Source organism: Pseudomonas sp. JS425 (genome assembly GCF_018223845.1).
Taxonomy (GTDB): Bacteria; Pseudomonadota; Gammaproteobacteria; order Pseudomonadales; family Pseudomonadaceae; genus Aquipseudomonas; species Aquipseudomonas asiatica.
The window spans coordinates 2,040,597-2,063,687 of the sequence record NZ_CP073661.1; the positions used below are offsets into that span (position 1 = coordinate 2,040,597).

Here is a 23,091-nt window from a genome sequence, read left to right on the forward strand (position 1 = left end):
ACGACAAAGCGGCGGCTTGGCCGACCCCTGAAGGGGTGGGGTGCCAAGTCGCCGCTTTGCGTTCTGCTGCGCAGAAAAGGCCAGGCAGGCCGGGTATGCATTCAAGCAAGTGCCAGTGTAGCCGTTCAAGGCCGCCGCGCAAGGTAAAAGCTGCACCATTCTTCTGCGGTTCATGGTCAATCGCCGACATGAATGGTCAGCAATCACTGTCATCATGTTTTGTACCGGGACGCTACAAAATGACCGGAAAGTCGTGTTTTCACCTTGCTCGCGAGCATTTGACAACGCCGATCTTTTCGGAGAATGTGTGCACACCCAAATCAAACGAGCGTATGAATTGAGCGTTTGTATGTCATGACGCCAAGCCATACTTCCGACTAGCGCGCTGACGGGTGTGCCTGGGGCAGGGCAGCTAGGCCTGCTTTTGCTGCAGCGATCGGCGTGTACAGTTCAGCTTCCATATCGTGGAGATCAGTTGATGATTTACGAAGGTAAAGCCATCACGGTTAAGGCTCTTGAAAGTGGCATCGTCGAGCTCAAGTTCGACCTCAAGGGTGAGTCCGTCAACAAGTTCAACCGCCTGACCCTGAACGAACTGCGCCAGGCCGTCGATGCCATCAAGGCCGACGCCTCGGTCAAGGGCGTGATCGTCAGCAGTGGCAAGGACGTGTTCATCGTCGGCGCCGACATCACCGAGTTCGTCGACAACTTCAAGCTGCCCGAGGCCGAACTGGTCGCCGGCAACCTGGAAGCCAATCGCATTTTCAACGCCTTCGAAGACCTCGAAGTGCCGACCGTCGCCGCCATCAACGGCATCGCCCTGGGCGGCGGCCTGGAAATGTGCCTGGCCGCCGACTACCGGGTCATGTCCACCAGCGCCAAGATTGGCCTGCCGGAAGTCAAACTGGGTATCTACCCGGGCTTCGGCGGTACCGTGCGCCTGCCGCGCCTGATCGGTTCGGACAACGCCATCGAATGGATCGCCGCCGGCAAGGAAAACCGTGCCGAGGACGCCCTGAAAGTGGGTGCCGTCGACGCCGTGGTCGCGCCTCAACTGCTGATGGCCGGTGCCCTTGACCTGGTCAAGCGCGCCATCAGTGGCGAGCTGGACTACAAGGCCAAGCGCCAGCCCAAGCTGGAAAAGCTCAAGCTCAATGCCATCGAGCAGATGATGGCCTTCGAGACTGCCAAGGGCTTCGTCGCCGGCCAGGCCGGCCCTAACTACCCAGCCCCGGTCGAAGCCATCAAGACCATCCAGAAGGCTGCCAACTTCGGTCGTGACAAGGCCCTGGAAGTGGAAGCCGCAGGCTTCGCCAAGCTGGCCAAGACCTCGGTTGCCGAAAGCCTGATCGGCCTGTTCCTCAACGACCAGGAACTCAAGCGCAAGGCCAAGGCGCATGACGAAATCGCCCACGACGTGAAGCAGGCCGCCGTGCTCGGCGCCGGCATCATGGGTGGCGGCATCGCCTACCAGTCGGCGGTCAAGGGCACCCCGATCCTGATGAAGGATATCCGCGAGGAAGCCATCCAGCTGGGCCTGAACGAGGCCTCCAAGCTGCTCGGCAATCGCGTCGAGAAGGGCCGCCTGACCCCGGCCAAGATGGCCGAGGCACTCAACGCCATTCGCCCGACCCTGTCCTATGGCGATTTCGCCAATGTCGACATCGTCGTCGAGGCCGTGGTCGAAAACCCGAAAGTCAAGCAGGCCGTGCTGGCTGAAGTGGAAGCCCAGGTGAAGGACGATGCGATCCTCGCTTCCAACACCTCGACCATTTCCATCAACCTGCTGGCCAAGGCGCTCAAGCGCCCGGAAAACTTCGTCGGCATGCACTTCTTCAACCCGGTGCACATGATGCCGCTGGTGGAAGTCATCCGTGGCGAGAAGTCCAGTGAAGTGGCGGTTGCCACCACCGTGGCCTACGCCAAGAAAATGGGCAAGAACCCGATCGTGGTCAACGACTGCCCGGGCTTCCTGGTCAACCGCGTGCTGTTCCCGTACTTCGGCGGCTTCGCCAAGCTGGTAAGCGCCGGTGTCGACTTCGTGCGTATCGACAAGGTCATGGAAAAGTTCGGCTGGCCGATGGGCCCGGCGTACCTGATGGACGTGGTCGGCATCGACACCGGCCACCACGGCCGCGACGTGATGGCCGAAGGCTTCCCGGACCGCATGAAGGACGAGCGCCGCTCGGCCGTTGACGCACTTTACGAGGCCAACCGCCTGGGCCAGAAGAACGGCAAGGGCTTCTACGCCTACGAAACCGACAAGCGCGGCAAGCCGAAGAAGGTCGCCGACGCCACCGTGCTCGACGTGCTCAAGCCGATCGTCTTCGAGCAGCGTGAAGTCACCGACGAAGACATCATCAACTGGATGATGATCCCGCTGTGCCTGGAGACCGTGCGCTGCCTGGAAGACGGCATCGTCGAAACCGCTGCCGAAGCCGACATGGGCCTGGTCTACGGCATTGGCTTCCCTCCCTTCCGCGGTGGTGCGCTGCGCTACATCGACTCGATCGGTGTGGCCGAATTCGTTGCCCTGGCCGATCAATACGCCGACCTGGGGCCGCTGTACCACCCGACCGCCAAGCTGCGTGAAATGGCCAAGAACGGCCAGCGCTTCTTCAACTGAGCGGTCAACGAGCTAGAGCGAGAGATTTGATATGAGCCTGAATCCAAGAGACGTGGTGATTGTCGACTTCGGTCGCACGCCGATGGGCCGCTCCAAGGGTGGCATGCACCGCAATACCCGCGCCGAAGACATGTCGGCGCACCTGATCAGCAAGCTGTTGGAACGCAACGACAAGGTCGACCCGAAAGAAGTCGAGGACGTGATCTGGGGCTGCGTCAACCAGACCCTCGAGCAGGGCTGGAACATCGCCCGCATGGCCTCGCTGATGACCCAGATCCCGCACACCTCCGCGGCGCAGACCGTCAGCCGCCTGTGCGGCTCGTCGATGAGCGCGCTGCACACCGCCGCCCAGGCGATCATGACCGGCAACGGTGATGTATTCGTGGTCGGTGGCGTGGAACACATGGGCCACGTCAGCATGATGCATGGCGTCGACCCCAACCCGCACCTGTCCTTGCATGCCGCCAAGGCTTCCGGGATGATGGGCCTGACCGCGGAAATGCTCGGCAAGATGCACGGCATCACCCGTGAGCAGCAGGACCTGTTCGGCCTGCGTTCGCACCAGCTGGCCCACAAGGCCACGGTAGAAGGCAAGTTCAAGGATGAAATCATCCCGATGCAGGGCTACGACGAGAACGGCTTCCTGAAGGTGTTCGATTTCGACGAAACCATTCGCCCGGAAACCACCCTCGAAGGCCTGGCGTCGCTGAAGCCGGCGTTCAACCCGAAAGGCGGTACCGTCACTGCCGGTACCTCGTCGCAGATCACCGACGGTGCATCGTGCATGATCGTCATGTCCGGCCAGCGCGCCATGGACCTGGGTATCCAGCCATTGGCGGTCATCCGTTCCATGGCGGTAGCTGGTGTCGATCCGGCAATCATGGGCTACGGCCCGGTGCCGTCGACCCAGAAAGCCCTCAAGCGTGCTGGCCTGACCATGGCCGACATCGACTTCATCGAGCTCAACGAAGCCTTCGCTGCACAGGCCCTGCCAGTGCTGAAAGACTTGAAAGTACTCGACAAGATGGATGAGAAGGTTAACCTGCACGGCGGCGCCATTGCCTTGGGCCACCCGTTCGGTTGCTCCGGGGCACGGATTTCCGGCACCCTGCTCAACGTCATGAAGCAGAATGGCGGTACCCTGGGGGTGGCGACCATGTGTGTCGGCCTCGGCCAAGGTATCACCACTGTCTTCGAACGCGTCTGATCGCGTAGCGGGACAGCGACCGGGGCCTTGTGCCCCGGTTTTGTTTTTTACAGGTTTTATTCAAGAGGGTGGGCAACATGCAGATACAACCAGGCGTATACCGGCATTACAAAGGGCCTGAGTACCGTGTCTTCAGTGTTGCGCGGCACTCCGAGAGCGAAGAGTGGATGGTGTTCTACCAATGCCTGTATGGTGATTACAGCTTCTGGGTACGGCCACTTTCGATGTTCCAGGAGTCCGTCGAGGTTGACGGCGAGCAGGTGCCACGCTTTGCTTTGGTCAAGGCCGAAGAGGGGCTGCCCGGGTTGCTGGGCAAGTCGCACGAGTGATAGTCCGAACTTGACCTCACACTTTTGCCACTATATATAGCGGTGCCGCGTCTGGCACCTGACGCGTTTTTCATCTTCAGATTCAGGAATACTCCGATCCATGGGCAAATCGCTGGTCATTGTGGAATCCCCGGCCAAGGCCAAGACCATCAACAAGTACCTGGGCAACCAGTACGTGGTGAAGTCGAGTATCGGCCATATCCGAGACCTCCCCACCAGCGGTTCGGCCAGCGCCAGCAAAGAGCCAGCCGCCAAGCGTGGCAAGGCCGCGGGTGAGGCTCCGGCCCTGTCGCCGAAGGAAAAGGCCCGCCGCCAGCTGGTGGCACGCATGGGCGTCGACCCCGACCACGGCTGGAAGGCCAAGTACGAGATCCTGCCTGGCAAGGAAAAGGTGATCGAAGAGCTGCGCCGCCTGGCGAAGGATGCCGACACCATCTATCTCGCAACCGACTTGGACCGCGAAGGGGAAGCCATTGCCTGGCACCTGCGCGAGGCCATCGGCGGCGACGACACCCGCTACAAGCGCGTGGTGTTCAACGAAATCACCAAGAAGGCCATCCAGGAAGCCTTCTCGCAGCCGGGCGAGCTGGATATCGACCGGGTCAACGCGCAGCAGGCGCGGCGTTTCCTCGACCGCGTGGTCGGCTACATGGTTTCGCCGCTGCTGTGGGCCAAGATCGCACGTGGCCTGTCCGCCGGCCGTGTACAGTCGGTGGCGGTGAAGCTGGTGGTGGAGCGCGAGCGTGAAATCCGCGCGTTCATCCCGGAAGAGTACTGGGAAATCCACGCCGACCTCGGCACCGCCAAGAACGCCAAGGTGCGTTTCGAAGTGGCCCGCGAGAAGGGTGAGGCCTTCAAGCCGCTGAACGAAGCCCAGGCCATGGCCGCGCTGGAGAAGCTCAAGGCTTCCAGCTACAGCGTGGTCAAGCGCGAAGACCGCCCGACCAGCAGCAAGCCTTCGGCACCGTTCATTACCTCCACCTTGCAGCAGGCCGCCAGCAACCGCCTGGGCTTCGGTGTGAAGAAAACCATGATGATGGCCCAGCGCTTGTACGAAGCCGGCTACATCACCTACATGCGTACCGACTCGACCAACCTGTCGGCCGACGCCCTGGATATGGCGCGCAGCTACATCGAGCGCGAGTTCGGCAAGCAGTACCTGCCCGAGGCACCGCTGGTGTACGGCAGCAAGGAAGGCGCCCAGGAGGCGCACGAAGCGATTCGTCCTTCCGACGTAAACACCCACCCGAGCAAGCTCAGTGGCATGGAGCGTGACGCCGAGCGCCTGTATGAGCTGATCTGGCGCCAGTTCCTGGCCTGCCAGATGCCGCCGGCGCAATACCTGTCCACCAGCGTCACCGTGGCTGCAGGCGACTTCGAGTTGCGTGCCAAGGGCCGTATCCTCAAGTTCGACGGTTACACCCGTGTGCTGCCGCAACAGAGCAAGCCTGGCGAAGACGACGTGTTGCCGGAAATGGTCCAGGGCGAAGCGCTGAAGCTGATCCAGATCGACCCGAGCCAGCACTTCACCAAGCCACCGGCGCGCTTCACCGAAGCCAGCCTGGTCAAGGAAATGGAAAAGCGTGGCATCGGTCGCCCGTCGACCTATGCGGCGATCATTTCGACCATTCAGGACCGTGGCTATGTGACTCTGCACAACCGCCGCTTCTATTCCGAGAAGATGGGCGACATCGTCACCGAGCGCCTGTCCGAAAGCTTCTCCAACCTGATGGACTACGGCTTTACCGCCGACATGGAAGAGAACCTCGACGACGTGGCCCAGGGCGAGCGTGACTGGAAGAACGTGCTCGACGAGTTCTACGGCGATTTCAGCAAGAAGCTGCAGACTGCCGAGTCCAACGAAGACGGCATGCGTGCCAACCAGCCGACCATGACCAACATTCCGTGCAAGGAATGTGGCCGGCCGATGATGATCCGCACCGCTTCCACCGGCGTGTTCCTCGGTTGCTCGGGCTACAGCCTGCCGCCGAAAGAGCGCTGCAAGGCCACCGTCAACCTGGTGCCGGGCGACGAGATTGCCGCCGACGACGAGGGCGAATCGGAATCCCGCGTGTTGCTGGGCAAGCACCGCTGCCCGATCTGCGCCACGGCGATGGATGCCTACCTGCTGGACGAGAAGCACAAGCTGCACATCTGCGGTAACAACCCGGATTGCGCTGGCTACGAGATCGAGGAAGGCAACTACCGCATCAAGGGTTACGAAGGGCCGAGCCTGGAGTGCGACAAGTGTGGCAGCGAGATGCAGTTGAAGACTGGCCGCTTCGGCAAGTTCTTCGGTTGCACCAACCCGGCGTGCAAGAACACTCGCAAACTGCTCAAGAGCGGCGAGGCGGCGCCACCGAAGATGGACAAGGTGGACATGCCAGAGCTCAAGTGCGAGAAGGTCGACGATACCTACGTGCTGCGTGATGGCGCTTCGGGGCTGTTCCTGGCAGCCAGCCAGTTCCCCAAGAATCGCGAAACCCGTGCACCGCTGGTGCTGGAAATCGTTCCACACAAACACGAGATTGATCCGAAGTACCACTTCCTGTGCGATGCGCCGCAGAAAGACCCGGAAGGCCGCCCTGCAGTGATCCGCTACAGCCGCAAGACCAAGGAGCAGTACGTGCAGTCCGAGGTTGATGGCAAGCCGACCGGCTGGAAGGCGTTCTACGACGGCAATGCGTGGAAGGTTGAAGACAAGCGCTGATCTGTCAGTGCTGTAATTGGGGCCGCTTTGCGCCCCTTCGCGGGCTTGCCCGCTCCTACAGGTACAGCGCAGGCCTTGGGCTTGATGCAATTCCTGTGGGGGCAGGCAAGCCTGCGAAGGGGCGCAAAGCGGCCCCAATCATTTATGATGCAGCTATCCGCCTTGCAGCCTTAGGGAGGTCACTGAAATGGCCCAGGAACTCTACACCCGCACCAATCAGAAACTGTTCTTTGCCGGCCTCGCCCTGGAGTCCATGGCCAAGGCCGAACAAAGCCAGGCCATGAATGCACAAGGCCTGGTCCAGGCCGAACGCGAGTCGGCGCTGTTCCATCTCTACGGCGCATTGCTGGGCCTGTGTCATGAAATTGGTGGCTTCTACCGCCTGCCAGTTGTTGCAACGGTCGAGCAGGCACTGGCCGACGATGCCCTGAATGGCATCGCCATCCCGGAAGTGGCCGAGCTGTTGGAGCTGGCCCGCCAGCGCGAAACCTGGCTGGCACAAATGCTTGGTGCTTATGCCGATTTGTTCCGACCACCGGTCGCGAAAAAAACGCCGAAAACCGACGTTACCCAGCCATTGATCCAGGCGGTCAATCTCGATGAGCCCGAGCATCCGGCGCTGTCGCGTGCCGAACTGGAAAGCTGGCGCAGCGACCTCAAAGGCCTGGTGAGACGTTTCCGTGACGCGTTGAGTGAGTGCTGATAGCTGCTACGGCTGGTACAATGCTGGCCTTTCGCGGAGAACTGCCATTTATGTCTACGTCGTTTCTGGAAATTGTCGAGTTGCCTGATGGCCGCATCGAACTGCGTCGCGCCGAGGATGAGGGCTCTCTGGTAACCCTGGATTTCTCGGAAGACGCCAAGGCGTTCCTGCAGGGTCAGCATGTGGAAGTGGCCAAGGCCATGCTCAGCGTGGGCGTACAGATGGCCGGTCGCCTGATGGATGGCGAGCTTGAGCGTGATGAAGGGCCGCGTGTGCTGCACTGAGGTGCAGCAGGGCATCAGGTTTCATGCAGTGACAGGCAAAGCCTGAACATCAGCCGAGGCGGATGTTCAGGCTTTGTGCGTTTCCGGCACTGGCAGCGCGCAGCAATTGCTGGCGCGCAGTGGCGTTGACATTGCCCAGCCAGCTGACGACGGTGTGGCTGCGGCCCAGACGCAAGGCTTCGCAGGCCAGTTGAAGCGGGCTTTGATTGCCACGAGGTTGCAGCAGCAGGATGCGTTCACGGTTGAGCCCGGCATCGCGCAGCCAGGCCTGGGTCAGGCTCGACGGCGGGGCGATCAGGGTCAGCCAGCGGGTCTCGTCCTCTTCGCTCAGTTCGCGCAGCACGGGTGCCAGCAGGCTTTGGCAATGCCCGGGGGCTCCGCGCAGCGACAGTTCGCTGAACAGCTCGGGCTGGCTGCTCTTGCGCGCCACTTCGCTGGCTTTCAGGCCAGGCAGTACGGGCTGGGCGAGGAATGCTTCGAACAATGGCAACTGAGCTTGCTCGGGTACGTGAATGAACTGCTGCATGACGCCTCCTGGATCAGCGGCGAATGACGCCGACGCTCAAGCCCTCGATCACCAGCTCCTGTTCTTTCAGGTCGACTTCGATGGGGGCGAATTCGGGGTTTTCGGCAAGCAGCCACACCTTGCTGCCTTCGCGCTTGAAGCGCTTGACGGTGACTTCGTCGCCGATGCGGGCCACGACGATCTGGCCATTGCGGGCTTCGCGGCAGGTGTGTACCGCCAGCAGGTCGCCATCGAAGATGCCGACGTCCTTCATGCTCATGCCGTGTACGCGCAGCAGATAGTCGGCCTGGGGGTGGAAGAAGTCGGGGTTGATGTTGCAGGATTGCTCGATGTGCTGTTCGGCAAGGATCGGCGCACCGGCGGCAACCCGGCCGATGATCGGCAGGCCGCTTTCTTCGGCCTTGGCTTCCAGGCCGGGGATGCGAATACCACGGGAGGCGCCCGGGGTCATCTCGATCGCGCCCTTGCGGGCGAGGGCCTTGAGGTGTTCCTCGGCGGCGTTGGGCGACTTGAAGCCCAGCTCCTGAGCAATCTCGGCGCGCGTCGGCGGGAAGCCGTTGTCTTCCAGGCAACGCTTGATGAACGCGAGAATTTCGGCTTGGCGTGGCGTCAGTTTCAACATGGTGAGCGCTCTGTCTTTTTGTACAGTGACTGGAATTATATACAGTACTGGATGCGCTGCAAGCCAAAACCTGCAATAAACAGCAGCAATGGCGCTTGCAGCCGCCCTCCTGGCGCTTTTAAATGGCGACCGGCCGGTCACCGAGCCTTGACAGAAGCAGGGCTGAAACGTATGTTTCAAACACCTGTTTGTCTGGCGGAGTAGTCGGAGTAGTCATGGCCCAATCGGAAACCGTTGAACGCATTCTCGATGCTGCCGAGCAGCTGTTCGCGGAAAGGGGGTTCGCAGAAACCTCGTTGCGGCTGATTACCAGCAAGGCCGGGGTCAACCTGGCGGCGGTCAACTATCACTTCGGCTCCAAGAAGGCCCTGATCCAGGCAGTGTTTTCGCGCTTCCTCGGGCCGTTCTGCGCCAGCCTCGAACGTGAGCTGGAGCGGCGCCAGGCCAAGCCTGAGCACAAGCCGAGCCTCGAGGAGCTGCTGGATATGCTGGTCGAGCAGGCTTTGGCCGTGCAGCCGCGCAGCAACAACGACCTGTCGATCTTCATGCGCCTGCTGGGCCTGGCCTTCAGCCAGAGCCAGGGCCACCTGCGGCGTTACCTGGAAGACATGTACGGCAAGGTGTTCCGCCGCTACATGCTACTGGTCAACGAGGCCGCGCCGCGCATTCCTCCGCTGGAGCTGTTCTGGCGCGTGCACTTCATGCTTGGTGCTGCCGCCTTCAGCATGTCTGGTATCAAGGCCCTGCGGGCGATTGCCGAAACCGATTTCGGCATCAATACCTCGATCGAGCAGGTAATGCGCCTGATGGTGCCGTTCCTGGCTGCGGGCATGCGTGCCGATAGCGGTATAACCGACGACGCCATGGCCGCCGCGCAGCTGCGCCCGCGCACCAAGACCAGCGCAGGCGCCACCACCGCCAAGGCCTGAAGGCTGGGCGGGGCAGGGCGCTTCGGCTAAGCTAGCGCCCATGCCTGACCTCGACTTCCTGCACATTTCCCTCGCCGATCAGCGCCTTTATGGTTTTGCCGATGGCCAGCTGCGCGTACGCCTGCCGGTTTCAACGGCGCGCAACGGCGCCGGCGAGCGCAACGGCTCGGGTTGCACGCCGTGTGGCTTGCACCAGGTGCGAGCGAAGATCGGCGCGGGCTTGCCGCTGAATGCGGTATTGGCCGGGCGGCGCTGGACCGGCGAGGTGTGGTCGCCGGCCTTGCATGCGCAATACCCCGGCCGGGACTGGATCCTCACCCGCATCCTCTGGCTTAGTGGCTGCGAGCCGGGTGTCAACCGCCTGGGTGCGGTCGACACCTTCCGCCGTTATATCTACCTGCACGGCACCCCGGATACGGAACCCTTGGGCGTAGCGCTGTCCCATGGATGCATACGCCTGCGCAACATCGATTTGCTAAGCCTGTTCGAGCAGGTGCCGGCCCATTGCCCGGTGCGCATCGAGCAGGCCGCCTGCCCCCAGTGGGCTTCTCTCAGTCTTCAATGAAGGATTACCCATGACTGTCAGCCTGCAAGGCTCCCTGATGGTGGATATCGCCGGTAAATGGCTGACCGCCGAAGACCGTCACCTGCTACGCCAACCTGAAGTGGCTGGCCTGATCATTTTTGCCCGCAACATCGACAGCCCGCGCCAGGTGCGTGAACTGTGCGCGTCGATCCGTGCCATCCGGCCCGACCTGATCCTGGCGGTGGACCAGGAGGGCGGCCGGGTGCAGCGCCTGCGCCAGGGCTTTGTGCGCCTGCCGGCCATGCGGGCGATAGCGGACAATGACAACGCCGAGTACCTGGCCGAGCAGTGCGGTTGGTTGATGGCGACCGAGGTGCTGGCGGTTGGCCTGGACCTCAGCTTTGCCCCGGTACTCGACCTGGACCACCAGCGCAGCGCCGTGGTGGGCAGCCGCGCCTTCGAGGGTGACCCGCTGCGTGCCACGCAACTGGCCGGGGCGTTCATCCGTGGCATGAATGCGGCGGGTATGGCGGCTTGTGGCAAGCACTTCCCGGGGCATGGCTGGGCCGAAGCGGACTCGCATGTGGCCATCCCGACCGATGAGCGCAGCCTCGAACAGCTGCGCCAGGCCGACCTGGTGCCGTTCACCCGCCTGAGCGGGCAATTGGCGGCAGTGATGCCGGCGCATGTCATCTACCCGCAGGTTGACAACCAGCCGGCTGGCTTCTCGCGGCGCTGGTTGCAGGACATCCTGCGTGGCGAGCTGGGTTTCGACGGGGTGATCTTCAGTGACGATTTGTCGATGGCCGGCGCACATGTTGTCGGGGATGCGGCGAGCCGCATCGAAGCAGCACTGAGCGCCGGTTGTGATATGGGGCTGGTTTGCAATGATCGGGCGGCTGCGGAGCTGGCACTGAGTGCGGCACAACGCATGAAGGTAAAACCTTCGCCACGCATCGCAGGCATGCGCGGGCAAGGGTTTGCGCGGACTGACTATCGTCAGCAGCCTCGTTGGCAGCAGGCATTGTCCGCGTTGAAGGACGCTCAACTGGTCGACTGACGAGGCTCCACCCTGCTCGGTCCGAGACAGGATCCTGCGTTTTCGATGTGCGTATTGCGTGAGTACACCGGGAAATGTGCCCCGGTGTACCAGGCAGCACGCATTCCAGAGACTCGGGCAAAGCGGAGATTTCTCCGCTTCGCCCGTAATGGGTTTCTGATATTCGATTAGAGGATTTTGTAATGACAGTTTGTATGCAGGGGGCCTTGATGGTCGATATCGAAGGCACGGGGCTGACACCTGAGGATCGTCGGTTATTGCTCCAGCCTGAAGTAGCTGGTTTGATCATCTTTGCTCGTAATATTGCCCACCCGCGTCAGGTGCGGGAGCTGTGCGCTTCCGTACGTGCTTTGCGCCCTGACCTGATCATTGCGGTCGATCAGGAAGGTGGGCGGGTGCAACGCTTGCGTGAAGGGTTCGTCAGGTTGCCATCCATGCGGCAGATCGCCCAGAGCGATGATGCCGAGCGTTTGGCCGGGCATTGTGGCTGGTTGATGGCAACCGAGGTGCTGGCGATCGGGCTGGATTTGAGTTTTGCTCCAGTGCTCGATCTGGATCATGGGCGCAGTGCGGTCATTGGTGCGCGTGCCTTCGATGGTGATCCTCAGCGTGTTACTCAGCTGGGTGGGGCGTTCATCCGTGGCATGACTGCAGCGGGCATGGCAGCATGCGGCAAGCATTTTCCTGGGCATGGCTGGGCTGAGGCCGATTCGCATGTGGCCATTCCCGTAGATGATCGCAGCCTGGATGAACTGCGCAAGACGGACCTGGTGCCATTTACCCGATTGGCACGCCAGCTGTCGGCAGTGATGCCTGCACATGTGATCTATCCCCAGGTCGATAGTAAGCCCGCCGGTTTTTCGAGGCGCTGGCTTCAGGACATTCTCAGGGGGGAGCTTGGCTTCGATGGCGTGATTTTCAGTGATGATCTGTCCATGGCCGGTGCCCATGTGGTCGGAGATGTTGCTGGTCGCGTCGAGGCTGCTTTCGGTGCGGGATGTGACGTGGGCCTGGTATGTAATGACCGGGCTTCGGCAGAGCTCGCTCTGCTGGCTGCGCAGCGCTTGAAAGTCAAGCCATCGCCGCGCCTTGCTCGGATGCGAGGCTTCAGTTTTGCGCGCACTGACTATCGCCAGCAGCCGCGGTGGCTGGAGGCGTTGGGGGCGTTGCGAGAGGCGCAGTTGGTCGATTGACCGCGCCGGCCCCTTCGCGGGCATGCCCGCTCCCACAGGTACGGCACCGCCCTTGAGGGCACTGATCTCCCTGTGGGAGCGGGTTTACCCGCGAAGGGGCCGGTACAGGCAGCGAAGGATTCTGGGCTACCGCCCGCGCTTCCCGGGCAGCGGCGCAAACAGCGCTTCGATCTCTTCATCCCCCAGCCGCCATTGCCCGGCCTGCCCGCCATCCAGCAGGCTCGCCGCCAGCGCCGCCTTCTCCTGCTGCAACAGCTGGATCTTTTCTTCCACCGTTCCCCGGGTGATCAGCTTGAACACGAATACCGGCTTGTCCTGGCCAATGCGGTAGGCGCGGTCGGTAGCCTGGTTTTCGCTGGCCGGGTTCCACCAGGGGTCGAAGTGGATCACCGTGTCCGCGGCTGTCAGGTTCAAGCCCACGCCACCCGCCTTGAGGCTGATCAGGAACACTTCGCTGTCACCCTGCTGGAACTGCTGCACCGGCGTGCGCCGGTCGCGGGTGTCGCCGGTCAGCAGGCTGTAGCGAATCTTGCGCTTCTCCAGTTCCTGCTCGATCAACGCCAGCATCGAGGTGAACTGCGAGAACAGCAGCACCCGGCGCCCTTCGCTCAGCAACTCTTCGAGCATTTCCAGCAGCGCGCCCAGTTTGCCCTTGTCGGCCTGGTTGCCTTTGCTTTCCACCCCTTTGACCAGGCGCAGGTCGCAGCATACCTGGCGCAGCTTGAGCAGGGCGTCGAGGATGACGATCTGACTGCGCGCGGCGCCATTGCGGGCGATTTCATCGCGGACTTTCTTGTCCATGGCCACCCGCACGGCCTCGTAGGTGTCACGCTGGGCATCGCTAAGCTCGACCCAGTGCACCATCTCGGTCTTGGCCGGCAGCTCGGTCGCCACCTGCTCCTTGGTGCGGCGCAGCAGGAACGGGCGGATGCGGCTGGCCAGGTGGGCCATGCGCTCGCTGTCGCCGTGGCGCTCGATCGGTGTGCGGTAGTCCTGGTTGAAGCGCTTCAGGTCACCCAGCCAGCCAGGCATGAGGAAGTGGAAAATCGACCACAGCTCGCCCAGGTTGTTTTCCATTGGCGTGCCGGTCAGGCAGACGCGCTGATTGGCCCGCAGCTCGCAAACTGCGAGGGCGGCCTTGCTAGTGCTGCTCTTGATATTCTGCGCCTCGTCCAGCACCAGCACATGCCAGGCATGGGCGCGCAGGTGCTCGAGGTCGCGCGGCACCAGGGCATAGGTGGTCAGGACCAGGTCGTATTCGTGCAATTTGGCGAAATGCTTGCTGCGCCCCGGGCCTTGCAGGGCCAGCACGCGCAGCCCGGGGGCGAAGCGTTGGGCTTCGTCCAGCCAGTTGGGCACCAGGCTGGTCGGCATCACCGCCAGGGCTGGAGCGCTCAGGCGCCCGGACTGTTTTTCCAGCAGCAGGTGTGCCAGGGCCTGCAGTGTCTTGCCCAGCCCCATGTCGTCGCCGAGGATGCCGCCGGTGCCCATCTCGCGCAGCGCCTGTAGCCAGTTCAGGCCCTGTTGCTGGTAAGGGCGCAGGCTTGCCTGCAACCCGGTCGGCGGTTCTACCTGCAAGTCACGGGCATCGCGCAGGCGTCGGCCCAGGTCGCGTACATGCTCGCCACCTTCCCAGTGCAAAGGAAGGCTGTCGATTTCATTCAGGCGTGCGGCATCGGCACGGTCCAGGCGCAGGGAGGGGCCAGCGGCGTCTTCGTGCAGGTACAGTTCGCCCAGGGTGCCCATCACTGCCTTGATGCGGCCATAGGGCAAGGCAACGCGCAGGGCCGGGGCATCGAGGCGACCACGGTTGAGGTCGATCAGCAGGTGCTCGTCGTCACTGCGCCGGGCCAGTTCGCTAGGGCGCAGCAGTTCCGGGTTGCTGCGCAGCAGCTGCAGCACGATCGGCAGCAGGCTGTGGCGCTGGCCATCGACCACAATGCCCAGCTCCAGGTCGAACCATTCATGGCCGGGCGCTTCGTCGATGGTGGCGTACCAGTCATCCACCTCCTGCAGGTTGAAAGCGAAGTCACGGTGGATGTCGATGTCCCAACCTGCTTCGCGCAGGCGCGGCAGGCCTTCTCGGGCAAAGCGCAGCCAGGCTTCGTCATCGGGCAACTGGAGCATCTCGCCGGCACTGTCTGGCAGGGCCTTGCTCTGCCGGGTGGCGGCCTTGAAACCGAGGTCGCGCAGCACCTTGCGAAGCGCCTGTTCGGCCTGGGGCTGGCGGCGGATGCGCTGGCAGGTATCGCCGACCAGGCGGGTCAGCGGCTTGTCGTCGCTGCCGCTGGTTCGCAGGCCGTCGTAGTCGAATGCCAGCGCGGCACGGTGTTGCATCTGCCGTTGCATGCGGCCGGTCTTGGGCATGTAGGCGCTGAATTCGAGGCTGCCCAGGGTCAGGTACGGCCTGGGTTGCAGGTCGTCAATGAGTTGTTCGTCCAGCGTGGTCGGCGTAGGGAGTTGGTGGTTCAAGGCGTTGAGCTTGTGGCTGAGGGGCACGACAAGGTGTTCCGGAACGTCAGGAGCGATGGTCAGTTGCAGGGCAATGTGCGGATCGAGGCTGTGCTCGAGCTTGCCCACCACGCTGCCGGTGAAATCGAAATAGTAAAGTGGCAGCAGCGCAATCACGCAGTTCAGCGGCGTTTCACCGTGGTACCAGATGCCCCGATAGTGACCATTGTCCAGCCGCACCCAGCGAAACTCGGCCGCAAGCGTAGGGCCCTCGCGCAGCAGGGGCTTGTTTTCGTCAAAGAGCATGCGGCCGGTATCCAGCGCGCGCTGGAACAGTTCGCCGCCTTCCCGGCCTTTGAGCTGGTAGCCGCGGTCCTGGCTGCCGGCCTGATTGAGCGCCGAAAGCAGGCGCAAGATGCGGATATCGTCTTCCTTGACGAAGCGCGGGGGTTCGTAAAGGAAATCGTAGAGTGACTGCACACGGCTATAGCGAACGCCCTGGTCTTCGCGAGTGCCTTTGCGTACCCGCAGCGCGCAGCCGGGCTCATCGGTCAGCCTGAGTTGGTAGCAAACCATGCGCCCACGTTTGTCTTGGGTTTCGGCAGGCTCCTGCGCAGGCTGTTCGAGACCTTTCAGCCAGCGCTGCAGATCGGCCGGTAATGCGTCACCATGACTTTTTATCGTTGCCTGTTGTTCGCTAAGGACGAACAGCGCGGCGGCGCAATGCTTGCAGTTATGCCCCACGGGGCAGCTGCACTGGCCGCGTACATGGCAGCGGCCAGCCAGGGCGGTGAGGGTTATCTTCTGCCGATAAGGGCTGCCCTCGCTGCCACGACAGCTGGCTTCGACGAGCGCGCCGATGCAGCTTTCGATCTCTACCCGGTCTTCCCGGGCGTAACGCTCGCCGCGTTGCAGGACCGGGCCGGTGAACGACTGGGTCCAGTTCGGGTACTCGCGCAGCAACTGGAGAGCGTCACGGCTCATTGCATCACTGCTCCATCATCTCCGGGTCCATTACCGGCATTTTAGGCGTACCTGGTGGTGTCACCTTCAGCAGCACCGCCAGGTGCCCGCCATCGAGGAAGGTCAGCTGGCCGCCCTTGACGTTGCTGTTGCTCTGCTTGAACTGCTCGCTTTGCAGCACGCTGCCGTTACCGTCCAGCTGGTTGACCCAGAAATTGGCCTCGACCGCGATGAAACGGCCCTCGGCGATGCTCAGGTTGCCTTCGATGGGGAAGTGCCCAAACTGCTCGACGCCTTCACCCAAGGCGATGCGGCTGGGCTCGCTGCCCACTTGCTGCTGCCAGGCCTTGTGCAGCAGCACGGTGTAGTCGGCGGTGGCTTCCAGGCGGGTGGCTTCGTCTTCCAGCGCCAGACGGCGCTCGGCGTCCTTTTCCAGGCGCGGAGCGCCGGCGCTCCAGTCTTCCGGGGCGAACGGGCTGGTAAAGGCGGGCACGCTGTTCTGCCGCACCAGGATCATTTCTACCTGATACAGGCCTTCGGCGAAGGCGGCCGGGGCGAACAGCGCCAGCAGCAGGGTCAGGCAACGGATGGCACGCATGGGTCTTCCTTAGGCAGGCTGTGGGGTCAGGCGCTCGAACAGCGCCTCCAGGGTATTGAAACGTTCGTCGGGGCGTTCCATGGGCACCAGGAAACGGAACTGGGTGGCGCCTTCGAACTTGTAGCGTTTGGGCTGGCCCTGAATCAGCTTGATCAGGGTCAGCGGGTCGACCGGGGTCTCGGCCTCGAACTCGATCTTGCCGCCGTTGGGGCCGGCGTCGACTTTCTTGATGCCGAGCTTTTCCGCGTGCAGCTTGAGCGAGGTCAGGCGCATCAGGTTCTTGGTCGGCTCGGGCAGCAGGCCGAAGCGGTCGATCATTTCCACCTGCAGGTCCTTGAGGCCTTCTTCATCGGCAGCCGAGGCAATGCGCTTGTACAGGATCAGCCGTGCATGCACGTCGGGCAGGTAGTCCTCGGGGATCAGTGCCGGCAGGCGCAGGTTGATTTCCGGTCCGCCGCCCAGCGGCTGCTCAAGGTTGGGCTGGGTGCCCTTGCGGATCGCCTTGACCGCGCGTTCGAGCATTTCCATGTACAAGGTAAAGCCCACCGCCTGGATCTGCCCGCTCTGGCCTTCGCCCAGCAACTCACCGGCGCCGCGAATCTCCAGGTCGTTGGTGGCCAGCACGAAGCCGGCACCGAGGTCCTGGGTGTTGGCGATCGCCTCCAGGCGTTTTTCGGCGTCGGCGCTGACCTTCTGCCGGGTTGGCGTCAGCAAGTAGGCGTAGGCCTGGTGGTGGCTTCGGCCAACACGGCCGCGCAACTGGTGCAGCTGGGCCAGGCCGAACTTGTCGGCACGCTCGATGACGATCGTGTTGGCGCTGGGCACGTCGATGCCGGTTTCGATGATGGTCGAGGCCACCAGCACGTTGAAGCGCTTGTGGTAGAAATCGCTCATCACCTGTTCCAGCTCGCGCTCGCGCATCTGCCCGTGGCCGATGCCGATGCGCGCCTCTGGCACCAGTTCGGCAAGGTCGGCGGCGCATTTCTCGATGGTTTTCACATCGTTGTGCAGGTAGTACACCTGGCCACCGCGCAGCAGCTCGCGCAGCAGCGCCTCCTTGACCGTGCTCTTGTTCTGCTCCATGACGAAGGTGCGTACCGACAGGCGGCGCGCCGGTGGCGTGGCGATGATCGACAGGTCGCGCATGCCCGCCACCGCCATGTTCAGGGTACGCGGGATCGGCGTGGCGGTGAGGGTGAGGATGTCCACTTCGCTGCGCAGGGCCTTGAGCTGTTCCTTCTGGCGCACGCCAAAGCGGTGCTCTTCGTCGATGATGGCCAGGCCAAGGTCCTTGAAGCGTACATCGTCCTGCAGCAGCTTGTGGGTGCCGATAAGGATGTCGATCTTGCCTTCGGCCAGCTCGGCGGCGGCGTTGGCCACTTCCTTGGCCGACTTGAAGCGGCTCATCACCTCCACGGTCACCGGCCAGTCGGCAAAGCGGTCGCGGAAGCTGTTGTAGTGCTGCTGGGCGAGCAGGGTGGTGGGTACCAGCACGGCCACCTGGCGGCCGCTGTGTACGGCGATGAACGCTGCGCGCATGGCGACTTCGGTCTTGCCGAAGCCGACGTCGCCGCACACCAGGCGGTCCATCGGCTTGGGCGCCAGCATGTCGGCACGCACGGCTTCGATGGCAGCCTGTTGATCCGGGGTTTCCTCGAACGGGAAGCCGGCGCTGAAGGTGGCGTAGTCGGCGGACGGGTCGGCAAATGCATAGCCTTTGCGCGCGGCGCGGCGGGCATAGATATCGAGCAGTTCGGCGGCGACGTCGCGCACTTGTTCGGCGGCCTTGCGCTTGGCCTTCTGCCAGGCCTCCGAGCCCAGCCGGTGCAGCGGTGCCAGGGCATCGTCGCTGCCAGTGTAGCGGGCGATCAGGTGCAGGTTGGCCACCGGCACGTACAGCTTGGCACCCTCGGCATACTCCAGGGTGAGGAATTCGGCGGCCTGGCCGTCGATTTCCAGGGTGGCCAGGCCCAGGTAACGGCCCACACCATGGTCGATGTGCACCACCGGCGCGCCTTCGCGCAGCTCGGTCAGGTTCTTGATCACCGCGTCGTTGGCGGTTTCGCCGCGCTTGTCGCGGCGCCGGCGCTGCATGACCCGCTGGCCGAACAGCGGGCTTTCGGCGATCAGGGCCAGGCCTGGGTCGTCCAGCAGCAGGCCTTCGTCCAGTGGGGCGATGGTGATTGCCAGGCGTTCGCTGCCGGTGATGAAGTCGGCCCAGCCGTCGACGGTATGCGGGCGCAGTTTCAGCCGCTCGAGCAGCTCCAGCAGCACTTCGCGGCGGCCCGTCGATTCGGCGGTGAACAACACCCGGCCGGGGAACTGGTCGAGGAAGTTGGCCAGTTCGGCCAGGGGCTGGTTGGCCTTGGCTTCGATTGCCAGGTTGGGCAGGGCGCGTGCCGGGAAGCGCTCGCGACCCACGCCCGGGTCGAGGTCTTCGGTGCTGACCACTACCCGTGGCCATTGCTTGAGCCGGGCAAAGCAGTCTTCCACCGGCAGGAACAGCTCGGCCGGCGGCAGCAGCGGCCGGCTCAGGTCGCCACGGCGGTCTTCATAACGCCCGCGCACGTCGTTCCAGAAGTGTTCGGCGGCCTGTTCCACGCCGGGCAGCGAGAACACCTGGGTGTCGGCCGGCAGGTAGTCGAACAGGGTCGAGGTTTCTTCGAAGAACAGCGGCAGGTAGTACTCGATGCCGGCGGGGATGATGCCGCTGGCCAGGTCCTGGAAGATCGCGCTGCGGCGGAAGTCGACATCGAAGCGCTCGCGGAAGCGCGCCTTGAAGCGGGTCACTTCCTCTTTCTGCATCGGGAACTCGCGCGCCGGCAGCAGGCGCACCGAATCCACCTTGTCGATCGAGCGCTGGGTCTCGGGGTCGAAGGTGCGCAGCGTCTCGATCTCGTCATCGAACAGGTCGATACGGTAGGGCAGCTTGCTGCCCATCGGGAACAGGTCGATCAACGCGCCGCGCACGGCGAACTCGCCATGCTCGTAGACGGTGTCGACGCAGCGATAGCCACTGGCCTCCAGGCGCAGGCGCATTTGCTCCACGTCGATGGTCTGGCCCACGTCCAGCACCAGGCTGCTGCCCAGCAGGAAGCGGGTCGGCGCCAGGCGGTGCAGGGCGGTGGTGACCGGCACCACGAGGATGCCGTGGCTCAGCTCGGGCAGGCGGTAGAGGCTGGCGATGCGCTGGGAAATGATGTCCTGGTGCGGCGAGAACAGGTCGTAGGGCAGGGTTTCCCAATCAGGGAACGGCAGCACCGGCAGGTCCGGGGCAAAGAAGCGAAGTTCCTGTTCCAGACGATCGGCAGCCTGGCTGTCGGCAGTCAGCAGCAAAGTGAAGCGGCCCGCGCTGCTGGCGGCCTCGGCGATGGCCAGGCTGAGGGCGGCACCGGGTAGATTGCCCCAGGTTTGTTTGCCGGCCGTGGCCGACATTTGCGGTAGGCGCAGAACTGACACGGGAGATTGCACTCCAAGCGTTGCGGCAAAGAGATCGATTGTACCGGTGACGGTGCCGGCTGTCAGGTTCGAAAGGGCATGAACGCTGGCTTGCGTGGCCGCGACAGGCACTCATTGCCCGCAACGCGTTGGGGCGTCATAATGTAGCCCCTTTTTTCTGTCCCTACATGTGGAAGGTTCCCGTGACTCAGAAGCCCGACCAGTGTCTTGGTGAGTGGATCGATCGTGAAGCCCTGGCTGAAGCGATGATCCCGCTTATCGGTCAGCTCTACCGCAACAACAACGTGGTGAGCTCGATTTATGGCCGTAGCCTGATCAACCGTTCGGTTATCTCGATCCTCAAGGCGCACCGCTTTGCGCGTCATCGTCAAGCCGACGAAACCGAACTGTCCGTCCACGAGACATTCCCCCTGCTCAAGGCCATGAGCGAGCTGAAACTGGGCGCCGCTTCGGTCGACCTGGGCAAGCTGGCCAACAAGTTCAAGCAGGAAGGCAATGGCCGCACTGCCGAGCAGTTCGTCCGTGAAGAACTGGCCGAGGTGGTTGGCCAGCAGAACGCTTCGGCGCGCAAAGGCACCGACGTTGTCCTGTACGGCTTCGGCCGCATCGGCCGCCTGCTGGCGCGCATCCTGATCGAGAAGACCGGTGGCGGCGACGGCCTGCGCCTGCGCGCCATCGTCGTGCGCAAGGGCGCCGAGAACGACCTGGTCAAGCGTGCCAGCCTGCTGCGCCGTGACTCGGTGCACGGCCCGTTCGATGGCACCATCACCATCGACGAAGCCAACAACACCATCACCGCCAACGGCAACCTGATCCAGGTTATCTACGCCAAGAGCCCGAGCGAAGTCGACTACACCCAGTACGGCATCGAAAACGCGCTGATCGTCGACAACACCGGCGTATGGCGTGATGCCGACGGCCTGGGCCAGCACCTGGCCTGCCCGGGCGCTGCCCGCGTGATCCTCACCGCACCTGGCAAGGGCGCGCTGAAGAACATCGTGCACGGCATCAACCACGGTGACATCGCTGCCGATGACAAGATCATCTCGGCCGCTTCCTGCACCACCAACGCCATCGTGCCGGTGCTCAAGGCCATCAACGACCAGTACGGCATCGTCAACGGCCACGTCGAAACCGTTCACTCGTTCACCAACGACCAGAACCTGATCGACAACTTCCACAAGGGCAGCCGCCGCGGCCGCGCCGCGCCGCTGAACATGGTCATCACCGAAACCGGCGCCGCCACTGCTGCCGCCAAGGCACTGCCAGTGCTGAAGGGCAAGTTGACCGGCAACGCCATTCGCGTACCGACGCCGAACGTTTCGATGGCCATCCTCAACCTGAACCTCGAGAAGGCCACCAGCCGCGACGAGATCAACGAGTACCTGCGCCAGACCGCCATGCACTCGGAACTGCACAAGCAGATCGATTACGTCAGCTCGCAGGAAGTGGTTTCGACCGACTTCGTCGGTTCGCGCCACGCCGGTGTGGTTGACGCCGAAGCGACCATCTGCAATGACAACCGCGTTGTTCTGTACGTCTGGTACGACAACGAATTCGGTTACAGCTGCCAGGTGGTTCGTGTGATGGAAGAGATGGCCGGTGTGAACCCGCCAGCGTTTCCGCACTGATACGCTTGTAAGGCAATGAAAAAACGGGAACCTTCGGGTTCCCTTTTTTTTATCCAGAATTTGTGTTGCCTGTGCCGGCTTCTTCGCGGGTAAACCCGCTCCCACAGGGCCGCGTCGTCCGTGAGGGCAGTGGTATACCTGTGGGAGCGGGTTTACCCGCGAAGAAGCCGGCACAGGCAACCGAGAGCCCGAACCTTGCGCACAGCCTTGCTGTTCATCCTCATGCTGCTCACCGCCTGCAACCAGGGCCCCACCCTGGAGCGCCTGGGCGGCCCGACCATGGGCAGCAGCTACAGCATCCAGTACGTGCGCGAACCCGGCGGCCCGGCGCCGGTCCAGGTGCAGGCAGCGGTCGAAACCATCCTGCACGACATCGACCAGCACTACTCGACCTACCGCGGCGACTCCACCATCAGCCGTTTCAACCAGTTGCCCGCCAACCAGTGCCTGGTGCTGCCGGCCGACATGCTCGAACTGGTCAGCCTTGGTCAGCACCTGGCCGAGCAGAGCGGCGGCGCCTTCGACCTTACCGTCGAACCCTTGCTCGACCTGTGGGGCTTCGGCCCCCAGGCCCGTCACGAACAGGTGCCCGACCCGTCGGCCCTGGCCCAGGTGCGCCAGCGTGTGGGCTACCGGCATCTGCATATCGACGGCCAGGCCCTGTGCAAGGACGCCCCGGTGCAGCTCGACTTCAACAGCATCGCCGCCGGCCATGCCGTCGACCTGATCGCCGCGCGCCTGCAGGCCATGGGCGTGGCCAACTTTGTCGCCGAAGCCACCGGCGAGCTCAAGGCCGCCGGCCGCAAACCGGATGGCAGCCCCTGGCGCATCGCCCTGGAGCTACCCCGCGAAGATCGCCAGATAGCCCGCCAGATCATCCCGGTCAATGGCCTTTCGGTATCGACCTCGGGTGACTATCGGCACTATTTCGAGGAGAATGGCCGGCGCTATTCGCACACCTTCGATGCCCGCCTCGGGCGCCCGGTGCAGCACGACCTGGCCGCAGTCACCGTGCTCGATGCCTCGGCGCTGCAGGCCGACGGCTATTCGACGCTGCTGTTGATCCTGGGCCCGGAACGTGGCTGGGATTTTGCCGTGGCGCATGGCCTTGCCGCGGTATTGGTGACTCGGGCCGAGGGTGGCTTCGTCTCCCGAGCTACGCCCGCATTCGAACGGGCAGTGAAAGGCGAGTGAAAGCACAAGCAGGGATGATCGCCGCCAGGGAATGGTTCACACATGTAGTGCGGGCGAAATTGGCCTACGACGCGACCAAG

17 protein-coding genes are annotated in these 23,091 nt (G+C 63.1%); 12 read left to right on the forward strand and 5 right to left on the reverse strand.

The window, feature by feature from the left end; genetic code table 11:
- Window positions 1–478: 478 nt before the first annotated feature.
- The 6 genes from fadB to KDB76_RS09430 all read left to right on the forward strand — a co-directional run bounded on the left by fadB (window position 479) and on the right by KDB76_RS09430 (window position 7,859).
- Window positions 479–2,626 (forward strand): fatty acid oxidation complex subunit alpha FadB, encoded by a 2,148-nt coding sequence (fadB, locus tag KDB76_RS09405; protein WP_013971711.1) that lies wholly within the window; start codon window positions 479–481, stop codon window positions 2,624–2,626.
- 31 nt (window positions 2,627–2,657) lie between these two features.
- On the forward strand, window positions 2,658–3,833 hold the full coding sequence (gene fadA / locus KDB76_RS09410; RefSeq protein WP_013971712.1) for an acetyl-CoA C-acyltransferase FadA: 1,176 nt from the start codon (window positions 2,658–2,660) through the stop codon (window positions 3,831–3,833).
- A 77-nt stretch (window positions 3,834–3,910) separates the two neighbouring features.
- The gene (locus KDB76_RS09415) at window positions 3,911–4,162 is read left to right on the forward strand and encodes a DUF1653 domain-containing protein (protein WP_023661154.1); all 252 of its coding nucleotides are present in this window, start codon (window positions 3,911–3,913) and stop codon (window positions 4,160–4,162) included.
- Between the two features lie 100 nt (window positions 4,163–4,262).
- Window positions 4,263–6,872, forward strand: a complete 2,610-nt coding sequence (gene topA, locus KDB76_RS09420; protein ID WP_013971714.1) for a type I DNA topoisomerase — start codon at window positions 4,263–4,265, stop codon at window positions 6,870–6,872.
- Between the two features lie 187 nt (window positions 6,873–7,059).
- A complete protein-coding gene (locus KDB76_RS09425; RefSeq protein ID WP_013971715.1) occupies window positions 7,060–7,575 on the forward strand; it encodes a DUF6586 family protein in 516 nt (171 codons plus the stop codon).
- 50 nt (window positions 7,576–7,625) lie between these two features.
- On the forward strand, window positions 7,626–7,859 hold the full coding sequence (locus KDB76_RS09430; RefSeq protein WP_004376430.1) for a hypothetical protein: 234 nt from the start codon (window positions 7,626–7,628) through the stop codon (window positions 7,857–7,859).
- A gap of 49 nt (window positions 7,860–7,908) precedes the next feature.
- Here the strand turns inward: KDB76_RS09430 and sulA are convergent, their stop codons facing one another.
- Both sulA and lexA read right to left on the reverse strand, forming a co-directional pair.
- On the reverse strand, window positions 7,909–8,385 hold the full coding sequence (gene sulA, locus KDB76_RS09435; protein WP_013971717.1) for an SOS-induced cell division inhibitor SulA: 477 nt from the start codon (window positions 8,383–8,385) through the stop codon (window positions 7,909–7,911).
- A gap of 13 nt (window positions 8,386–8,398) precedes the next feature.
- Window positions 8,399–9,007: a transcriptional repressor LexA gene (lexA, locus tag KDB76_RS09440; protein ID WP_004376420.1), complete on the reverse strand. Its 609-nt coding sequence runs from the start codon at window positions 9,005–9,007 to the stop codon at window positions 8,399–8,401.
- Between the two features lie 215 nt (window positions 9,008–9,222).
- Here lexA and KDB76_RS09445 point away from each other — a divergent pair, with 215 nt between their 5' ends.
- From KDB76_RS09445 to nagZ (KDB76_RS09460), 4 genes are all read left to right on the forward strand, one after another.
- Window positions 9,223–9,936, forward strand: a complete 714-nt coding sequence (locus KDB76_RS09445; RefSeq protein WP_038409178.1) for a TetR/AcrR family transcriptional regulator — start codon at window positions 9,223–9,225, stop codon at window positions 9,934–9,936.
- 40 nt (window positions 9,937–9,976) lie between these two features.
- The gene (locus KDB76_RS09450; RefSeq protein WP_013971719.1) at window positions 9,977–10,501 is read left to right on the forward strand and encodes a L,D-transpeptidase; all 525 of its coding nucleotides are present in this window, start codon (window positions 9,977–9,979) and stop codon (window positions 10,499–10,501) included.
- A 22-nt stretch (window positions 10,502–10,523) separates the two neighbouring features.
- On the forward strand, window positions 10,524–11,522 hold the full coding sequence (gene nagZ / locus KDB76_RS09455; protein ID WP_169774649.1) for a beta-N-acetylhexosaminidase: 999 nt from the start codon (window positions 10,524–10,526) through the stop codon (window positions 11,520–11,522).
- Between the two features lie 194 nt (window positions 11,523–11,716).
- Window positions 11,717–12,715 (forward strand): beta-N-acetylhexosaminidase, encoded by a 999-nt coding sequence (gene nagZ, locus KDB76_RS09460; protein WP_013971721.1) that lies wholly within the window; start codon window positions 11,717–11,719, stop codon window positions 12,713–12,715.
- A gap of 126 nt (window positions 12,716–12,841) precedes the next feature.
- On the opposite strand, the gene KDB76_RS09465 is transcribed toward nagZ (KDB76_RS09460), so the two are convergent.
- From KDB76_RS09465 to mfd, 3 genes are read right to left on the reverse strand one after another with little or no spacing between them, the layout of a single operon-like run.
- Window positions 12,842–16,150, reverse strand: coding sequence for a DEAD/DEAH box helicase (locus KDB76_RS09465; RefSeq protein WP_013971722.1), 3,309 nt, complete (start codon window positions 16,148–16,150; stop codon window positions 12,842–12,844).
- A 4-nt stretch (window positions 16,151–16,154) separates the two neighbouring features.
- A complete protein-coding gene (locus KDB76_RS09470) occupies window positions 16,155–16,727 on the reverse strand; it encodes a CsiV family protein (RefSeq protein WP_013971723.1) in 573 nt (190 codons plus the stop codon).
- 9 nt (window positions 16,728–16,736) lie between these two features.
- Complete coding sequence (gene mfd, locus KDB76_RS09475) at window positions 16,737–20,186, reverse strand: transcription-repair coupling factor (protein ID WP_038409180.1); 3,450 nt, start codon at window positions 20,184–20,186, stop codon at window positions 16,737–16,739.
- A gap of 167 nt (window positions 20,187–20,353) precedes the next feature.
- Here mfd and KDB76_RS09480 point away from each other — a divergent pair, with 167 nt between their 5' ends.
- Both KDB76_RS09480 and KDB76_RS09485 read left to right on the forward strand, forming a co-directional pair.
- Complete coding sequence (locus KDB76_RS09480; RefSeq protein WP_031324543.1) at window positions 20,354–21,817, forward strand: glyceraldehyde-3-phosphate dehydrogenase; 1,464 nt, start codon at window positions 20,354–20,356, stop codon at window positions 21,815–21,817.
- A 195-nt stretch (window positions 21,818–22,012) separates the two neighbouring features.
- A complete protein-coding gene (locus KDB76_RS09485) occupies window positions 22,013–23,011 on the forward strand; it encodes an FAD:protein FMN transferase (protein WP_024086582.1) in 999 nt (332 codons plus the stop codon).
- Window positions 23,012–23,091 lie beyond the last annotated feature (80 nt).

Excerpts from the sequence above, each read along its gene's own strand:
- KDB76_RS09425 (WP_013971715.1), top strand. The coding sequence starts at position 7,060 with ATGGCCCAGGAACTCTACACCCGCACCAATCAGAAACTGTTCTTTGCC.
- fadA (WP_013971712.1), top strand. The coding sequence starts at position 2,658 with ATGAGCCTGAATCCAAGAGACGTGGTGATTGTCGACTTCGGTCGCACG.
- topA (WP_013971714.1), top strand. The coding sequence starts at position 4,263 with ATGGGCAAATCGCTGGTCATTGTGGAATCCCCGGCCAAGGCCAAGACC.
- KDB76_RS09480 (WP_031324543.1), top strand. The coding sequence starts at position 20,354 with ATGTGGAAGGTTCCCGTGACTCAGAAGCCCGACCAGTGTCTTGGTGAG.
- KDB76_RS09450 (WP_013971719.1), top strand. The coding sequence starts at position 9,977 with ATGCCTGACCTCGACTTCCTGCACATTTCCCTCGCCGATCAGCGCCTT.
- KDB76_RS09415 (WP_023661154.1), top strand. The coding sequence starts at position 3,911 with ATGCAGATACAACCAGGCGTATACCGGCATTACAAAGGGCCTGAGTAC.
- fadB (WP_013971711.1), top strand. The coding sequence starts at position 479 with ATGATTTACGAAGGTAAAGCCATCACGGTTAAGGCTCTTGAAAGTGGC.
- sulA (WP_013971717.1), bottom strand. The coding sequence starts at position 8,385 with ATGCAGCAGTTCATTCACGTACCCGAGCAAGCTCAGTTGCCATTGTTC.
- lexA (WP_004376420.1), bottom strand. The coding sequence starts at position 9,007 with ATGTTGAAACTGACGCCACGCCAAGCCGAAATTCTCGCGTTCATCAAG.
- KDB76_RS09430 (WP_004376430.1), top strand. The coding sequence starts at position 7,626 with ATGTCTACGTCGTTTCTGGAAATTGTCGAGTTGCCTGATGGCCGCATC.
- KDB76_RS09470 (WP_013971723.1), bottom strand. The coding sequence starts at position 16,727 with ATGCGTGCCATCCGTTGCCTGACCCTGCTGCTGGCGCTGTTCGCCCCG.
- nagZ (WP_013971721.1), top strand. The coding sequence starts at position 11,717 with ATGCAGGGGGCCTTGATGGTCGATATCGAAGGCACGGGGCTGACACCT.
- KDB76_RS09445 (WP_038409178.1), top strand. The coding sequence starts at position 9,223 with ATGGCCCAATCGGAAACCGTTGAACGCATTCTCGATGCTGCCGAGCAG.
- KDB76_RS09465 (WP_013971722.1), bottom strand. The coding sequence starts at position 16,150 with ATGAGCCGTGACGCTCTCCAGTTGCTGCGCGAGTACCCGAACTGGACC.